The sequence below is a fragment of the Bradyrhizobium sp. CB1015 genome, assembly GCF_025200925.1.
In the GTDB taxonomy this organism is placed as follows: domain Bacteria; phylum Pseudomonadota; class Alphaproteobacteria; order Rhizobiales; family Xanthobacteraceae; genus Bradyrhizobium.
In genome coordinates, this window is sequence record NZ_CP104174.1 from 2,701,475 (window position 1) to 2,718,121 (window position 16,647).

Here is a 16,647-nt window from a genome sequence, read left to right on the forward strand (position 1 = left end):
CCGCCCTCATCCTGAGGCGCCCGCCCAAAGCGGGCGTCTCGAAGGATGGCCGCCGGGAAAAGCTCTCAAATGCGATAGCCCTGCCTTGTGGGGGAGGGGCAGGGAGGGGGTGCCGCTCGGGGATTCTCTCCATCGCGCATCTGCCCTCGATGCATCGTCAACAATCGGCGCCTTTTCCTGGGCTACCCCTCTCCCTAACCCTCCCCCACAAGGGGGGGAGGGAACACACCGCAGGCGCGGAGGCAGTGGGGCCGATCGTTCAGCTCACCCCATTCCGCGTCAGGATCATCTCCATCGCCTCGGCAAAACCGTCCTGCTCGTTGCTTGCAGTGACATGCGTCGCCTCGTCCTTGACGTTGTCGGCGGCGTTGCCCATGGCGATCGAGGTGCCGCTGACGCGGAACATCGCGAGATCGTTCTGCATGTCGCCGATGGTGGCAACCGCGTCGGTTGAGATGTCGAGCCGCTTGGCCATGGCCTGCACGAACGTGCCCTTGTCGAAGCCGGGCGGCGTGATGTCGAGATAATAGGTCTGCGAGCGCACCGCGGTGGCATCACTGCCGAGCGCCTCCTGCATCGCCTTCTCGCAAGCGGCGAGCCTTGCCGCATCGGCGCTGGCGCCGACGATCTTGCAGGCGCTCGAAAGGTACGGCGAAAAGTCGGTCACGATGGTCGGGTCGGCGCGGATCGTGTGCTGCTCGTGCGCGACGTAGCTGCCGCTTGGATTGTCGATCAGCCATTTGTCGGTGGTGAACAGCCAGATGTCGGCGCCGTAGTCGCGCAGGATCTGCAAGGAACGCTCGGCCGCGCCCGCGGGAAGCAGGTGCTGCTCGAGCGGCCGCATCTCGGGATCGACGATCGAGGAACCGTTGAACGGGCCGACCGGCAGCCACAGCGCCAGCGGCTCGATCAAGAAGCGCATGCCGATCGCCGGCCGGCTGGAGGTGATGGTGAAGCCGATGCCGGCCTGGTGCAGCCGCTGCACAGCGTTCTTCGCGCGCTCCGTCAGCGTCTTGTCCTTGGTCAGCAGCGTGCCGTCGACGTCGGAGACCACGAGTGAGATTTGCGTCATGGCAGGACCTTAGGGATTGCGCCGCCCAGTTTCAGCTGCCGCACGATGCCGTCCACGATCGCCTCGACGGTCTCGTCGATCGAGACGGTGACGACGTGCTCGCTCGCCTCCGGCGGCTCCAGCGTCTCGAACTGGCTGGTCAGCAGTCCGGGCGGCATGAAATGTCCCTTGCGCTGCGCGAGCCGTTCGGCGATCAGCTCCTTGGTGCCCTTCAGGAAGACGAAGCGGACGTCGTCGCGTCCGCGTAGCAGCACGTCGCGATAGGCGTGCTTCAGCGCCGAGCAGGCGATGATGACGTGCTCGCCGCGGCCGCAGACCCGTGCGATCTCGTCGGCGATGGCATTCAGCCACGGCCAGCGGTCTTCGTCGGTGAGGGGATGTCCGGCCCGCATCTTCTCGACATTGCTGGCGGGATGAAAACTGTCGCCGTCCTCGAAACGCCAGCCGAGGCGCTCGCCGAGCGCCTTCGCGACCGTGCTCTTGCCCGAACCCGACACGCCCATCACGATCAATGCACAAGGTGCTTCAGCGCGGCCCACGAATTTCCTCCGGAAGCGCAGCGTTGTCGACCAGCCAGACGGTCTCGCCGTTCGAGCGCGCGCGTAAGGCCGGCAGATTCTCGCCATTGACGAGGCGCGTCAAGATCGGCCGCTTGTCGTGCCCGGCAATCTCGAACAGCATCTCTCGGCAGGAGGCCAAAGCGGGCAGGGTGAGCGAGACCCGTGGCACGAACGGCGCGACGTTCGCCTTGGGCACGCCGACCACCCAGCGTCGGGTCTCCTCGATCTCGGGGTAACCGGGAAATAGCGAAGCGGTGTGGCCGTCCGGCCCCGCGCCCATCAGGACGAGATCGAACAGCGGACGCGCTGGATCGAGCTGGTCTGCGCCATAAAAGGCCCGCAGCTCGCGCGCGTAGGCTTCCGCAGCGGCATCGGGATTGTCCGCCGTGGTCGGAACCGGGTGGATATGGCCGGCGGGCGCATGGCGGTCGAGAAACGCCGCGCGCGCGACCGCCATGTTGTTGAGGGGGTCGCTTTCAGGCACGAAGCGCTCGTCGCCGATGAACCAGTGCACGCGGTCCCACGGAATCCTGCCGCGCCAGGCCTCGCTGCCGAGCAACTGATACAGCTTCTTCGGGCTGGAGCCGCCGGTGAGGCAGATCGCGATGCGGCCGGCATTAGCCGCGATCCGCGCCATCACGCGTTCGGCCGCGGCGCGGGCGAGAGCTTCGGCATCGGCCTCGACGATCAGCTTCGGCTGCTCGGCCTGAGCCATCACGAGTACTTCCGCCAGCTTCGCCCGTCGCGCCGGAGCAGCTCGTCGGCGCAGGCCGGGCCGTCGCTGCCGGCTTCATAGGTCTCGATGCCGTTGGTGCCCGCGCTCTTCCAGGCGTCCAGGAACGGCTGCACCGCCTGCCAGCCGGCCTCGATGCCGTCGGCGCGCTGGAACAGGATGTTGTCGCCGATCATGCAGTCGTAGATCAGCGTCTCGTAGCCGGTCGAGGGATCGGCGCGGAAATAGTCGCCGTAACGGAACTTCATCTCGACACCATCAATGGTGACGCTCGGCCCGGGGACCTTGGCGTTGAACTGGAGCTCGATGGTCTCGGTCGGCGCGATGCCGATGGTGAGGAAGTTCTGCGACAGCCGGTCGACGTCCGTGCCTGAAAACATCGACAGTGGCGCCTGCTTGAACTTGATCGCGACCTCCGTGCGCTTGTGCTTGAGCGCCTTGCCGGTGCGCAAATAGAACGGCACGCCGGCCCAGCGCCAATTGTCGATCATCAGCTTCAGCGCGACATAGGTCTCGGTGGTGCTATCAGGCTTGACGTCCGCGGTCTTGCGATAGTCCGAGATCTCGTCGTCGCCGATGCGGCCGGCGAGATATTGCGCGCGCACCGAATTCCTCAGCGCCTCTTCCCGGCTGGGCTGCTGGATCGATGTCAGCACGTCCGCCTTCTCGGAACGCACGGAGTGCGCATCGAAGCGGGCCGGCGGCTCCATCGCCACCAGCGACATCAGCTGGAACAGGTGGTTCGGCACCATGTCGCGCAGCGCGCCGGTGGCATCATAGAAGCCGCCGCGGTGACCGACGCCGAGCTTCTCTTCCACGGTGATCTGGATGTGGTCGATGTGGTTGCGATTCCAGATCGGCTCGAACATGCCGTTGGCAAAGCGCAGCACCAGGATGTTCTGCACCGTTTCCTTGCCGAGATAATGATCGATCCGGTAGACTTGGTGCTCGTCCATGATCTTCAGCAGCTCGGCATTCAGCGCGCGGGCCGAGGCGAGGTCGGTGCCGAACGGCTTTTCGATCACAAGCCGCCGCCAGGCGCCGTTCTGCTTCATCATGCCGGTGCGGCCGAGCTCCCGTGCGGTCGGCGCGAACGCGGCGGGCGGCGTTGCCAGATAGAACAGCCGGTTGCCGCCGGTGTCCTGGGCGCATTCCAGCGAATCCAGATGCTGGCGCAGGCGGTCAAAGGAGGGCGGATCCTTTGCGTCGGCCTCGACGAAGGTCACGCATTCCAGCAGCCTCGTCGCGATGTCATCGTCCACCGGGCGCGTTGCGAATTGCCGCAAGCCCTTCAGCAGGCTGTCGCGCAGCTCCTCATCCGACTGGCCCCTGCGGGCCACGCCGACGACGCAGAATTTTTCCGGCAACAGGTGCTCCGCGGCCAGATTGTAGAGCGAGGGCATCACCAGGCGATGGGTGAGATCGCCGGTGACGCCGAAGATGACGAAGGCGCAATTTTCCGGCTTGCGCTTTGGCTGCGGGTCTTTTGTCACGAATAGTCGGCCTTCGCTTGGTTACTCGTTACTTCGGCTTCGCGCCGCCCGGCTGCGTCGGCTCCTTGTGCCCGCCGAACCCTGCGCGCATCGCCGAGAGAATTTTCTCGGCGAAAGTGTGTTCCTTGCGGGACCGGAAACGTGCGTAGAGCGCCGCGGTCAGGACCTCGGCCGGCACGGCCTCGTCGATCGCGGCATTCACGGTCCAGCGGCCTTCGCCGGAATCCTCAACGAAGCCGGAATATTCGGCGAGCTGCGGACTGTCGGCGAGCGCTGTCGAGGTGAGGTCGAGCAGCCAGGATGGAATCACGCTGCCGCGCCGCCAGACTTCGGCGATGTCGGCGAGATCGAAATCGTAGCGGTGGTCCGCCGGCAAGGCGTCGATATTGGCATTCTTCAGGATGTCGAAGCCTTCGGCATAGGCCTGCATCAGGCCGTATTCGATGCCGTTGTGGATCATCTTGACGAAGTGGCCGGCGCCGACGGGCCCGGCGTGGATGTAGCCCTGCTCGATGCGGGGATCGCGGCCGTCGCGCCCCGGCGTGCGCGGAATGTCGCCGGCGCCCGGCGCGAGCGCCGCGAAGATCGGATCGAGCCGGTCGACCACCTGCTTCTCGCCGCCGATCATCATGCAATAGCCGCGGTCGAGGCCCCAGACGCCGCCGGACGTGCCGACGTCGACATAGTGGATGCCGCGCGCCTTCAGCGCCTTGCCGCGGCGGACGTCGTCCTGCCAGAACGTGTTGCCGCCGTCGATGATGACGTCGCCTTCCTGCATCACGCCGGCGATCGTCTCGATGGTCGTTTCCGTGATGCGTCCAGCCGGCAGCATCACCCAGGCCGAGCGCGGCCGCTCCAGCTTGGCGACGAACTCTTCGAGCGTCGCCGAGCCGACCGCGCCGTCGGCGGCGAAGCTAGCTACGGCCTTAGCGTCCTTGTCGTAGACCACTGTCGAGTGCCCATGGCGCATCAGGCGGCGAACGATGTTGCCGCCCATTCGGCCGAGGCCGATCATGCCGAGTTGCATCTGCATTATTCCTTTAGTTCAGCGCGTCGTTGAGCGCTGCATTGAGCGCGGCGAGGCCTTTCTCGAGCCCGCCCTTCAGGTGCACCCGCAGCGCACGCCGGCCGCGTTCCGTCAGCACCTCGAAATCGCCGCGCGCCTGCGCCGCCTTGATCACGCCGAAGCTCGCCTTCTGGCCCGGCACAGGCAGGTCCTTGGCATCGTCGGCGGTGATCTGGAGGAACACGCCGCTGTCGGGCCCGCCCTTGTAGGCCTGTCCCGTCGAGTGCAGGAAGCGCGGCCCGAACTCGGCGCAGGTCGCGACATGCCGCTTCTCGCGCACCTCGAGCCGCATCGCCTGGAGCGCGTCGATCGTGGCCTTGTCACGCGCGATATAGCCGAGCAGGGCGACGTAGTCTCCGTCGCTGGATCGCGACAGATGCGCCTTCAGCCAGGAGCTGAGATCGCCATTGGCGCCCGCGGCGCGTAGCGCCGTCGCATTGGCCTCGTCGGTGTAGAGATCGGCTTCCTTGGTGCTGACCACCGGCTCTTCCGCCGGCAGCTTGCCGGTCTTCTCGAACGCGGCGGTGAGTTCGCGGGTCTTGATCTTGGCCGCTTCCACGTCCGGCTGGTCAAACGGGTTGATGCCGAGAATGCTGCCGGCCACGGCGGTGGCCATCTCGAAGCGGAAGAATTCCTGGCCGAGATGCTCGATCGACTTCATGACGATGCGCACCACGGGATGACCCGCCGCCTCGATCGCGGCCAGCTGGGAATCGTGCGCGGCGTCCGCTTCGCCTTCGACACGGATGTCGATGAAGAAGCGGTCGTTGCCGTAGACGGAGGGATCGCCCAGCGGCTCGCCCTCGATCGGGATCAGGCCCTTGCCCTCCTTGCCGGTCGATTCCGCGATCAGCTGCTCGGCCCAGGCGCCGAAATCGGCGATCTTCTTCGACGCCAGGATCGTCACCTTGTCGCGGCCTTCGAGCCCTGCGAGACCCATGGCAAGCCCGAGCTGCACGCCCGGATTTTCTGACGGCGGCACATCGGGGCCGCAGGAGCGGGCCATCGCGAGCGCATGCTTGACGAAGGTCTTGACGTCGATGCCCGCGGTTGCCGCCGGCACCAGCCCGAACGGCGAGAGCACCGAATAGCGTCCGCCGATCGAGGGCTCGCCATGGAAGATGCGGGCGTAATGAAGGCTCTTCGCCGCCTTCTCCAGCGACGAGCCGGGGTCGGTCACCGCGATGAAGCGATGGCCGGTCTTCACCTTTGCACCCACCGCCTTGGCAACCTGCTCGTGGAAATAGTCCTTCATCGCGTTCGGCTCGGTGGTGCCGCCGGACTTGCTGGAGACGATGAAGACGGTGTTGGCGATGTCGATCTTCGCCTCCATCGCCCGCACCTGCGCCGGGTCGGTGGAGTCGAGCACGTGCAGCTTGGGGAAGCCGGGCTTCTTGCCGAAGGTCTCGGCCAGCACCTCGGGGCCGAGGCTGGATCCGCCCATGCCGAGCACGACGGCGTCGGAGAATTTCTGGCCCTTCACGCGGCCGGCATAGTCCTCGTAATCGGCAATGTCGGCCCGGTGCGGGCTGTCGAGCCAGCCGAGCCATTTGTCCTCGTCCGCACCGGTCCAGACCGACTTGTCGCGCTGCCACAGCCTGCGGATCCTGGCCGACGCCCGCCACTCCTCCGTGGTCTTGGCCAGCGCCTTGCCGAGCCCATCGCCCAGCGACAACTGCTGGCGGTCGAGTGCGGGCCCGAGCACGACCGCGCGCTTGTGGGCGACGGCCCCGTAGAGCTTGTCGGCGGCATCCGCAAACAGCTTGACGCCGTCCTTGACCAGCTCTTCGGTGATCGCATCGAGCGAGATGCCGGAGCGCTCCAGCTCCTCCAGCACGCGCTTCGCGTCCTCGACATTCTCTTCCAGGCTGTCGCGCGGCTTGCCGTGGTCGCGGAACGCATCCAGCGTTGCCGGCGGCACGGTGTTGATGGTGTCGGGACCGATCAGCTCCTCGACATAGAGGACGTCGCTATAGTCCTTGTTCTTGGTGCCGGTCGAGGCCCACAGCATGCGCTGCGGCTTGGCGCCCTTGGCGGCGAGCTTCTCCCAGCGGGGGCCTGAGAACAGGCGCTTGTAGTCCTGGTAGGCGAGCTTGGCGTTGGCGATCGCGACCTTGCCCTTGAGCGCGGCGAGCCGTTCCTTCTCGGACGGATCGTTGGCGCGGGCGATCTTCTCGTCCAGCTGCTTGTCGACCACCGAGTCGATCCGGCTGACGAAGAAGCTGGCGACGCTGGCCACGTGCGACGGATTGCCGCCGCCGGCGACGTAGGTCTCGAGACCGGCGATGTAGGCCTCGGCCACATCGAGATAGACGGCCTTGGAGAACAGCAGCGTGATGTTGATGCTGATACCCTCGCTGATCAACTGCTCGATCGCCGGCAAGCCCTCCGGTGTCGCCGGCACCTTCACCATCAGGTTCTTGCGACCCACGTCTTTCCACAGCCGGCGCGCCTCGGCGACGGTTCCGGCGGTGTCCATCGCCAGATAGGGCGACACTTCCAGGCTGACATAGCCGTCGCCGCCGTTGAGGCGGTCATAGACCGGGCGCAGCACGTCGGCGGCGTTCTGGATGTCCTCGACCGCGACGGCCTCGAACAAATCGGCCACATTGCGGTCGCCGCGCTTCAGCGCCTTGCCGATCGGGGCGTCGTATTCGTCCGAGCTGCCGATCGCCTTCTCGAAGATCGATGGGTTGGAGGTGACGCCCTTGACGCCGTCGGTGTCGATCAGACGCTTCAGGTCGCCGTTGGCGATGAAGCCGCGGGCCAGGAAGTCGAGCCAGACCGCTTGTCCGTGCTTTTCCAGTTCTTTGACGGGATTCATGATGCCTATTATCTCCAAGCCTGCGGGCGAGGGGTTTTCGCGCCGGTCCTGACGCGCTATCCTCTAGCTTACATGCACCCGGGAGGGAACCAATCAAGGGTGTGGGAGTCATACCCTCCAGTGTAACTCCGTCGCGATCATGACGATCCAGGCGGGCAGAGGCTATGTTGCGTAGGGCTTGGCCGTCGCCGACAGCCAGCCTCCCCTACGGCATCCGCGATCTCCGTATCGGCAATGAATTTCTCCTCTGGGAGTCGGTCGCGGAGATTTCGGCTGAAGAAAGCCGCGGCCACAAGGCGATCGTGCGCGCGCCATCGCCGGACTCGCAGCGCCAGCTGTCCACCATCCCCACCCTGGCCCGTCGCGCACAGGATGGCCGCATCGTCATCCGCTCGGAGGATCTGGCGATCGATTTTGACACATTGCTGCGCGCCTGTCGCGACCTCCACGCGGCCAGCGGCGCGCGCACCGCATTGCAGCAGGAAGATGAACGGGGGCCGCAAGGCTTCGCCGCACTAGTGTCATAAGATCGCCGCTCCCGGATCGCTATGCTGCATTGCCGGATAGGGCCATCCCCGGGAACGCCCGGATGTTGCGACCAAGTGACATTTTCTGGAAATGAGCCAGAATAGACAAAGATTCGCACAAATTACAGGCATGTGCCTGTTCGTAACTCATGGAGTGCCTACGTTGTGCGTTGCGTCGACTTGGCACCCGGGTGTCCAATGATCGTCATGTGCTCACGCTGATTCGAAACGGCCTGAGGAACGGTCCGGTAACTGCTTTCGTTTCAGCTTGTAGCGGAACTCACGCGGAGAGGGATCATGTACAACGATTCTCTATTCAACGCTTTCGCTCGGTCGTTCGAGGCGAGAAGCCAGCACGACATGTCGATGGCGGAATATCTGGAATCGTGTCGAAGCGATCCCATGAAATACGCGAACGCGGCCGAGCGACTGCTAGCAGCGATCGGCGATCCGCAGACGATTGACACGGCCAAGGACCCACGCCTTGGCCGTATTTTTTTGAACCGCACGATCCGCACCTATCCGGCCTTCGCCGGCTTCTACGGCATGGAAGAAACCATCGAGCGCATCGTCGGTTTCTTCCGGCACGCGGCGCAGGGTCTCGAAGAGCGCAAGCAGATCCTCTATTTGCTCGGGCCGGTCGGCGGCGGCAAATCCTCGCTCGCCGAGCGGCTCAAGTCGCTGATGGAAGTGCAGCCGATCTACGTGCTCAAGGCCGGCGATGAACTCTCGCCCGTGTTCGAGAGCCCGCTCAGCCTGTTCGATCCCGATCATCTCGGGCCGATGCTGGAAGAGAAGTACGGCATTCCGCGCCGCCGCCTCACCGGCCTGATGAGCCCGTGGTGCTACAAGCGGCTGGAAGCCTTCGGCGGCGACATCTCGCAATTCCGTGTCGCCAAGATCCAGCCGTCGCGGCTGCGCCAGATCGCGGTCTCCAAGACCGAGCCCGGTGACGAGAACAACCAGGACATCTCCTCGCTGGTCGGCAAGGTCGACATCCGCAAGCTCGAGACCTACGCGCAGAACGATCCCGACGCCTACAGCTATTCCGGCGGCCTCAATCGCGCCAACCAGGGCATCCTTGAATTCGTCGAGATGTTCAAGGCGCCGATCAAGATGCTGCACCCGCTGCTCACCGCAACGCAGGAGGGCAACTACATCGGCACCGAGAACATCGGCGCGATCCCGTTCACCGGCGTCATTCTCGCGCACTCGAACGAAGCCGAGTGGGCGAGCTTCAAGGCCAACAAGAACAACGAGGCCTTCATCGACCGCATCTGCGTGATCAAGGTGCCATACTGCCTCAGGGTCACTGAGGAGCAGAAGATCTACGAGAAGCTGATCCAGGGTTCCGAGCTCGCGTCCGCGCCGTGCGCGCCCTCGACGCTGGAGACGCTGGCGCGGTTCTCGGTGATGTCGCGCCTGCGCAAGCACGAGAATTCCACGGTGTTCGCCAAGATGCGGGTTTACGATGGCGAAAGCCTGAAGGAATCCGATCCGAAGGCGCGCAGCGTCCAGGAATACCGCGATGCCGCCGGCGTCGACGAGGGCATGGACGGCGTCTCGACCCGCTTTGCCTTCAAGGTCCTGGCTGCAACCTTCAACCACGATCCGCAGGAGGTCGCCGCCGACGCCGTGCATCTGATGTACGCGCTGGAGCAGTCGATCCGCCGCGAGCAGCTGCCGGAGGAGACCGAGAAACGCTATCTCGAGTTCATCAAGGCCGAGCTCGCACCGCGCTACGCGGAGTTCATCGGCAACGAGATCCAGAAGGCCTATCTGGAATCCTACTCGGATTACGGCCAGAACCTGTTCGATCGCTACGTCGACTATGCCGACGCCTGGATCGAGGACCAGGACTTCAAGGATCCCGACACCGGCCAGCTGCTCGATCGCGAGCTTTTGAACCAGGAGCTGACGAAAATCGAGAAGCCGGCGGGCATCGCCAATCCCAAGGACTTCCGCAACGAGGTCGTCAAATTCTCGTTACGGTCGCGGGCCCAGAACGGGGGCAAAAATCCGACCTGGACCTCCTACGAGAAGATTCGCGATGTGATCGAAAAGCGGATATTCTCCCAGGTCGAGGACCTGCTTCCGGTCATCTCGTTCGGGTCGAAGAAGGACGGCGAGACGGAGAAGAAGCACGGCGAGTTCGTCGCACGCATGGTTGAGCGCGGCTACACCGAACGTCAGGTTCGCCGGCTCGTCGAATGGTACATGCGCGTGAAGCAGGCCGGTTGAGGCGGATGGGAGGCGAATGGTAAAGTGCCCATTCACATTATTGACAGGCGCCTGAATCCAGGCGGTAAGAGTCTTGAGAACCGCCAGCGGTTCTTGCGTCGGGCCAAATCCCTGGTGCAGGGCGCCGTCAAGAAGACCTCGCAGGAACGCGACATCAAGGACGTCCTGGAGGGTGGTGAGGTCACGATCCCGCTCGACGGCATGCACGAGCCGCGTTTCCGCCGTGAAGGCGGGACGCGCGACATGGTGCTGCCCGGCAACAAGAAGTTCATCGAAGGCGACTATCTCCAACGCTCCGGCCAGGGCAGCGCCAAGGATTCCGGCCCCGGCGAAGGCGACAGCGAGGACGCCTTCCGCTTCGTGCTGAGCCGTGACGAGTTCGTCGATCTGTTCCTCGACGACCTCGAGCTGCCTGACCTCGCCAAGCGCAAGATCGCGCAGACCGAGAGCGAGGGCATCCAGCGCGCCGGCTACACCACGTCGGGCTCGCCCGCCAACATCTCGGTGAGTCGGACGGTGAAGCTCGCGCTCGCCCGCCGCATCGCGCTCAGGCGTCCGCGCAAGGAAGAGATCGAAGAGCTGGAAGCCGCGATCGAAGCCTGCACGGACGAGGACGAGCGTGCGGCTCTCGTGGCCCAGCTCGCAACGCTGAAGGCAAAGTCGAAGCGCATCCCCTTCATCGATCCGCTCGACATTCGCTATCGGCGCTTCGAGACGGTGCCCAAGCCCGTCGCGCAGGCCGTGATGTTCTGCCTGATGGACGTCTCCGGCTCGATGTCCGAGCACATGAAGGATCTGGCGAAGCGCTTCTACATGCTGCTCTACGTGTTCCTGAAGCGGCGCTACAAGCACGTCGAGATCGTCTTCATCCGCCACACCGACCGCGCCGAGGAGGTCGACGAGCAGACCTTCTTCTACGGTCCGGCCTCGGGCGGCACGCTGGTCTCCAGCGCGCTGCAGGCGATGCACGAGATCGTGCGCGAGCGCTTCAACCCGTCGGACTGGAACATCTACGCCGCGCAGGCTTCCGACGGCGATAATTCCTATTCCGACGGCGAGCTCACGGGGCTGCTGCTGACCGAGAAGATCCTGCCGGTCTGCCAGTTCTTCGCCTATCTCGAGGTCGGCGAGGCCGGCGGCAGCGCCTTCGATCTCTCCGACTCCTCGCTCTGGAGCCTCTACGAACGCCTGCGCAACAGCGGCGCACCGCTCTCGATGCGCAAGGTCTCCGAGCGCAGCGAGATCTTTCCGGTATTCCACGACCTGTTCCAGCGCCGCGACACTGCCCAGGAGAAGGCCGCTCCATGACGGAACGTTTGTTCGAAGGCGCCGATTGGGATTTTCACACCTTGCAGCGCATCACCGATGCCTGCGAGGAGGTGGCGTTGAAGGATCTCGGCCTCGACGTCTATCCGAACCAGATCGAGGTCATCACCGCCGAGCAGATGCTGGACGCCTATTCGTCGGTCGGGATGCCCTTGTTCTACAAGCACTGGTCGTTCGGCAAGCACTTCGCGTTCCATGAGGCGTCCTACCGCAAGGGCCTGATGGGGCTCGCCTATGAGATCGTGATCAACTCCTCGCCCTGCATCTCCTATCTGATGGAGGAGAACACGGCGACGATGCAGACGCTGGTGATCGCGCACGCCGCCTTCGGCCACAACCATTTCTTCAAGAACAATTATCTGTTCAAGCAGTGGACCGATGCCGACGGCATCCTGGACTATCTCGACTTCGCCAAGAACTATGTCATGCAGTGCGAGGAGCGCTACGGCCGCATCGAGGTCGAGCGCACGCTCGACGCCGCGCACGCGCTGATGTCGCACGGCATCGACCGCTATCCCGGCAAGAAGAAGCTCGATCTGCGCGCCGAGGAGAAGCGGGCGGGGCGCCGCCGCCAGCACGAGGAGGAGGTCTTCAACGATCTCTGGCGCACGGTGCCGAAGGGCGCCGCCAAGAGCCGGTCTACGCTCAGCATCGAGCGCCGCCGCAAGCTGCTCGGCCTGCCGCAGGAGAATTTGCTTTATTTCCTGGAGAAGAGCGCGCCGCGGCTGGCGCCCTGGCAGCGCGAGCTGCTCCGCATCGTCCGCCACATCGCGCAATATTTCTATCCACAGAGCCAGACCAAGGTCATGAACGAGGGGACGGCGACCTACGTCCATTATCGTATCATGACCAAGCTGCACGAGCAGGGTCGCATCAGCGACGGCAACTTCCTCGAATTCCTGGGCTCGCACACCAACGTGGTGTTCCAGCCCGAGTTCGACGACCCGCGCTTCTCCGGCTTCAACCCTTACGCGCTCGGCTTCGCGGTGATGCAGGACATCGAGCGCATCGTCACCAATCCGCAAGACGAGGACCGCGAGTGGTTCCCCGACATCGCCGGCAAGAACGACGTCATGGGCGTGCTGCGCGACGTCTGGGCCAATTACCGCGACGAAAGCTTCATCGGTCAATTCCTGAGCCCCAGGTTGATGCGGCACTTCCGCATGTTCCACCTGCACGATGATCCCGAGGAGCGCGCCGGCATCCGGGTCGATGCCATCCACGACGAGCGCGGCTTCCGCCGCGTCCGCCGCGAGCTGGCGCGGCAGCACGATGTCGGCTTCATCGACGCCAATATCGAGGTGGTCGACGTCGATCTCTCCGGCGACCGCCGCTTGATCCTGCATCATCACGTCATCAAGGGCTCGCAGCTCAACGAGACCGACGCCAAGCGCGTGCTGCAGCACCTGGCCGATCTCTGGACCTACGACGTCGCGCTGATCGAGGTCGACGCCAACGACAAAGTCCTGCGCGAATACGTCGTCAGCCCGCGCCCGATTCCCGCCGCGGTGGCGTGAGGGGGCCGGTTGCGTCTAGCGCTTGACGATGAGCCCCTGCTGGCGCACCGACGAAGGTGTGTTCCCTCCCCCCTTGTGGGGTAGGGCTATCGCATTTGAGAGCTTTTCCCTGCAGCCATCCTTCGAGACGCCCGCTTTGGGCGGGCTCCTCAAGGATGAGGACCGAGTGCGTTGTGCCTGCTTTTGGACGAGCACGAATGCCGCTTAGCCTCATCCTGAGGAGGCGCGTAAGCGCCGTCTCGAAGGACGAGGCGTGCGCGCAGGCCGCCGCCACAAGTCATATGCGATAGCCCTGCCCCACAAGGGGGGAGGGAACGGAGAGAGGGTACCACTTAGGGCTTCTTCCCCGGCTTCTTCTTCGCCTTGCTTGCATTCAGCTCCACCGCCGCGCGGATCAGTGCCTTCAACGCCTTCTCGTCGATCGTCTCGCCCTCGCGGATGTCGATCGCGCGGCGCACATTTCCGTCGAGGCTGGAATTGAACAGACCTGCGGGGTCCGCCAGCGCCGCGCCCTTGGCGAAGGTCAGCTTCACGACTTCCTTGTAGGTCTCGCCGGTGCAGATGATGCCGTCGTGCTCCCACACGGGAACGCCGCGCCATTTCCACGCCTCGACGACGTCAGGATCCGCTTGCTTGATCAGGCCGCGGATGCGCGCGAGCATCTCGCCGCGCCAGTCGCCGAGCTCCTTGATCCGGCCGTCGATCAGCTTTGATGGCGAAGCGGTGCCTGCTTCCTTCGCGCTGCTCTTCTTTGCCGTCACGGGCTTCCTCATCATGGCCTCGTTCACGCGTTGCTGCGGCCGCGATAAGGCAGCGCGAACAGATAGAGCCCGGTCGCGAGCAGCGGAATCAGCGGCACCAGCGCCAGGAAGCCGATCCACGCGGCCTGGACCTGCATCGTCATCGCCACGATGTTGGCGATGACGGCGAGCGTGAAAGCCATCGACAGCCAGCGGTGAATTTGCCGAATCCACATCTGCGTGCTCATTGGGACCTCCTGTTAGATTTGATCGAAATGGACGCCGGCGGAGCTAGCCCGCTCGCGCCAGCAAATCGTCCAGCTTGGCCAGGAACTGTTTCCAGCCGGCATGCGCGCCGCCGAACGCCTGCTTCTGCGTCGGGCGGAAGCCCGCCTGCTCGACGCGCAGATGCGTGCCCGCGCTGGTCGGCGTCAGCGTGAAGGTGACGATGCTCTTCAGGTCGAAGGCGGCGTCCTCATGCGAGAAATTCCAGGTGTAGGCCAGCGTCCTCTGCGGCTCGATCGTGAGCACCTCGCAGTCCAGCACGCCGCCCCATTCGCCGCGCAGGTTGAAGCGATGGCCGACGACCGGCTTGAAGTCGTTCTTCATCAGCCATTCCTCGATCAGATGCGGTTGCGTCAGCGCGCGCCAGAGCCGCTCGGCGGGATAAGCAAATTCGCGCTCGATGACCACGGCGCGCGTCTCGGCGGGTTGGTTCATTGGTCCATCCTCTTCAGGAGATCGTCGAGGGCGTCGAGCCTTTTCTGCCAGAACCCGGCCATCTGGCCGGTCCAATCGATCAGCGGATTGAGCGCACCGGGCTGCGCGCTGTAATGGGTCTGCCGTCCTTCGTGCCGGTCGCGCACCAGGCCCGCCTGCTTGAGGGCGACGAGATGTTTCGACACCGCCGGCTGGGACACGCCGGATCGCGCCGTCAGCGCCCCGACCGTCTGCTCCCCCTCACGGCACAGCCGCTCGAAGATCGCCCGCCGGGTCGGATCGGCGAGCGTCCTGAACAGGAGGTCGGGAGTGGGGGACATGAATAATCCATAACTGGGAAGTTATGGGTTAATTCATAACTGCGGAGTTATGGGTAAGTCAAGTGCGATACGAACGATTTCTGGAGGGGCAGCGGCGGGCTCGTCTCACCTCTCCCGCTTGCGGAAGAGGGAGCGCACCTGTCGTGCGGCAAGCAAGTGCCGGCTTATGGCCGCAAATACAGATACCCCTGCGATTGTAGCTCGGCCAAACGCACCACGCCGCCCTTGTCGGCGCTGACGAAGCCCGCCAGCAGCTCGCTCAGCGTCACGTTCTGCGCCTTCATCGTGTTGCTGCAGGCCGCTAGCTCCACGCCGTCCTTTGAGAAATCGCCGACGCGCTTGCTGATGTCGGGATTGGCTTGCGCCGAGTGAAGCGCCTTCAGCGCCGGGCCATGGATCACCAGCGCAATGGTCACGTGCTCGGGGCCGCCGACGCCGTCGATGTGGTTCTGGATATTGCCGAGCACGAAATTCACCTTCTCGGCCTCGCTGAGGTGATAGACCACCTTGAGCTTGTTCGACGGCGCGGTGTCGGTCGCGGCTCGTGCACGCGAGGCGCCAAAGGCCGCACCGAATGCCGAGACGGCGCTCCACAACATGTTCCGGCGGTTCATGGCGATCTCCCTCGACGAGGCCCGAGTTTACCGAACGCATATCATTTGTGGCGCAGCGCCGCGAGTTCCTTGCGGTCGGTCACGAGCGAAGCGCATTCGCTGTTGTCGGTGCGGTCGAGTCGGAAGATCTTGTCGTCGGCGCCGGCCGTCAGCGAATGCTCGGCCTCGTCGTCCGGCTTGTTGTTCTGCCAGACGCGCACGCGTTCAAGCCGGACGATCGCCGATTTGTTGTCTTTGGAGAGCGCGACGCCAATGCCTCCGCCTTCGCAATCGACACCGCAGCCGAGCCGCACCTCGTCACCACTCTTGGTGAACACGGCGTGGTTGCAAGAGCCGCTAGAGTCGAAATCGCCGCTACGATGACGGTACTTGAAGCCTAAGCGGAAGGAGTTGTGAAGCTCCTTGTCCTCCTTGTCCAATTCCGCCGAGATGAGCAGCTTCATCGAAGCGACCTTCTGCTTCGGATGCCGCGCCAGATGGTCGGCATCGTAGCGGCGGACGAAGCAGGCATAGGCCTTGTCGCCGGGGGTGCCCGCATACATGCGCGCATTGAACGTCTCTGCCTCGGCCTTGCTGGCCTCGCGAATATCGTCGCCTTCCTCAGCCGATGCGGCGCCGATGAATGCAGCCAGGGCAAGCGGAAGGATAAGGGCAAGCTTCATGGTCGTACCGAACGCCGAATGGTCCATTGGCCCGCCATCCGCGGGCCGGTCTGCCATTGGTCGCGAGCGAAGTGCAGCGCGTTCAACCGTCGCACGTCGCGCGATGTCGGCCAACGTCACGGCGGGCCTTAGTCACTGCTGCGATCAAGAAGGTTCAATGGGTGTGACGACTTGATTGCCCGGAACCCGACGCCGCTGCTTGCTGCGACATTGTCTCGGTTCGTCAATGTGG

15 protein-coding genes and 1 pseudogene are annotated in these 16,647 nt (G+C 64.3%); 4 read left to right on the forward strand and 12 right to left on the reverse strand.

Going from position 1 to position 16,647, the window contains the following annotated elements; all coding sequences use genetic code 11:
- Nucleotides 1-259: 259 nt before the first annotated feature.
- Genes N2604_RS12260 through N2604_RS12285 form a run of 6 tightly spaced genes read right to left on the reverse strand, consistent with a single transcriptional unit; the run spans nt 260 to nt 7,748 of the window.
- Nucleotides 260-1,072, reverse strand: coding sequence for an HAD family hydrolase (locus N2604_RS12260; RefSeq protein WP_260374901.1), 813 nt, complete (start codon nt 1,070-1,072; stop codon nt 260-262).
- On the reverse strand, nt 1,069-1,611 hold the full coding sequence (locus N2604_RS12265) for a gluconokinase (protein ID WP_260374902.1): 543 nt from the start codon (nt 1,609-1,611) through the stop codon (nt 1,069-1,071). Before N2604_RS12265 ends, N2604_RS12260 begins: the two co-directional genes overlap by 4 nt.
- Entirely contained in the window at nt 1,598-2,347 is a 750-nt protein-coding gene (gene pgl / locus N2604_RS12270; protein ID WP_260374903.1) for a 6-phosphogluconolactonase, read from the reverse strand. The genes N2604_RS12265 and pgl overlap by 14 nt, the downstream gene beginning before the upstream one ends.
- Nucleotides 2,347-3,858: a glucose-6-phosphate dehydrogenase gene (zwf, locus tag N2604_RS12275; protein ID WP_260374904.1), complete on the reverse strand. Its 1,512-nt coding sequence runs from the start codon at nt 3,856-3,858 to the stop codon at nt 2,347-2,349. Before zwf ends, pgl begins: the two co-directional genes overlap by 1 nt.
- A gap of 28 nt (nt 3,859-3,886) precedes the next feature.
- Nucleotides 3,887-4,885: a phosphogluconate dehydrogenase (NAD(+)-dependent, decarboxylating) gene (gene gnd, locus N2604_RS12280; RefSeq protein WP_260374905.1), complete on the reverse strand. Its 999-nt coding sequence runs from the start codon at nt 4,883-4,885 to the stop codon at nt 3,887-3,889.
- A 13-nt stretch (nt 4,886-4,898) separates the two neighbouring features.
- Nucleotides 4,899-7,748 (reverse strand): bifunctional transaldolase/phosoglucose isomerase, encoded by a 2,850-nt coding sequence (locus tag N2604_RS12285; RefSeq protein WP_260374906.1) that lies wholly within the window; start codon nt 7,746-7,748, stop codon nt 4,899-4,901.
- Nucleotides 7,749-7,951: 203 nt separating this feature from the next.
- Here N2604_RS12285 and N2604_RS12290 point away from each other — a divergent pair.
- The 4 genes and pseudogenes from N2604_RS12290 to N2604_RS12305 form a co-directional block, all read left to right on the forward strand.
- Nucleotides 7,952-8,275 (forward strand): annotated as a pseudogene (locus tag N2604_RS12290) (hypothetical protein); the annotation flags it as partial.
- A gap of 297 nt (nt 8,276-8,572) precedes the next feature.
- A complete protein-coding gene (locus N2604_RS12295; protein WP_260374907.1) occupies nt 8,573-10,516 on the forward strand; it encodes a PrkA family serine protein kinase in 1,944 nt (647 codons plus the stop codon).
- Between the two features lie 30 nt (nt 10,517-10,546).
- Nucleotides 10,547-11,824 carry a YeaH/YhbH family protein gene (locus tag N2604_RS12300; protein WP_260376212.1) on the forward strand — a complete coding sequence of 426 codons (1,278 nt, stop codon included), beginning with the start codon at nt 10,547-10,549 and terminating at the stop codon, nt 11,822-11,824.
- Entirely contained in the window at nt 11,821-13,359 is a 1,539-nt protein-coding gene (locus tag N2604_RS12305) for a SpoVR family protein (RefSeq protein WP_260374908.1), read from the forward strand. Before N2604_RS12300 ends, N2604_RS12305 begins: the two co-directional genes overlap by 4 nt.
- Nucleotides 13,360-13,691: 332 nt before the next feature.
- Here the strand turns inward: N2604_RS12305 and N2604_RS12310 are convergent, their stop codons facing one another.
- From N2604_RS12310 to N2604_RS12335, 6 genes are all read right to left on the reverse strand, one after another.
- On the reverse strand, nt 13,692-14,132 hold the full coding sequence (locus tag N2604_RS12310; protein ID WP_260376213.1) for a DUF1801 domain-containing protein: 441 nt from the start codon (nt 14,130-14,132) through the stop codon (nt 13,692-13,694).
- A gap of 11 nt (nt 14,133-14,143) precedes the next feature.
- Complete coding sequence (locus tag N2604_RS12315; RefSeq protein WP_260374909.1) at nt 14,144-14,347, reverse strand: hypothetical protein; 204 nt, start codon at nt 14,345-14,347, stop codon at nt 14,144-14,146.
- Between the two features lie 43 nt (nt 14,348-14,390).
- A complete protein-coding gene (locus N2604_RS12320) occupies nt 14,391-14,819 on the reverse strand; it encodes an SRPBCC domain-containing protein (RefSeq protein WP_260374910.1) in 429 nt (142 codons plus the stop codon).
- On the reverse strand, nt 14,816-15,139 hold the full coding sequence (locus tag N2604_RS12325; RefSeq protein ID WP_260374911.1) for a helix-turn-helix transcriptional regulator: 324 nt from the start codon (nt 15,137-15,139) through the stop codon (nt 14,816-14,818). Before N2604_RS12325 ends, N2604_RS12320 begins: the two co-directional genes overlap by 4 nt.
- 164 nt (nt 15,140-15,303) lie before the next feature.
- Entirely contained in the window at nt 15,304-15,753 is a 450-nt protein-coding gene (locus tag N2604_RS12330) for a DsrE family protein (RefSeq protein ID WP_260374912.1), read from the reverse strand.
- Between the two features lie 41 nt (nt 15,754-15,794).
- Nucleotides 15,795-16,415, reverse strand: a complete 621-nt coding sequence (locus N2604_RS12335) for a hypothetical protein (RefSeq protein WP_260376214.1) — start codon at nt 16,413-16,415, stop codon at nt 15,795-15,797.
- Nucleotides 16,416-16,647 lie beyond the last annotated feature (232 nt).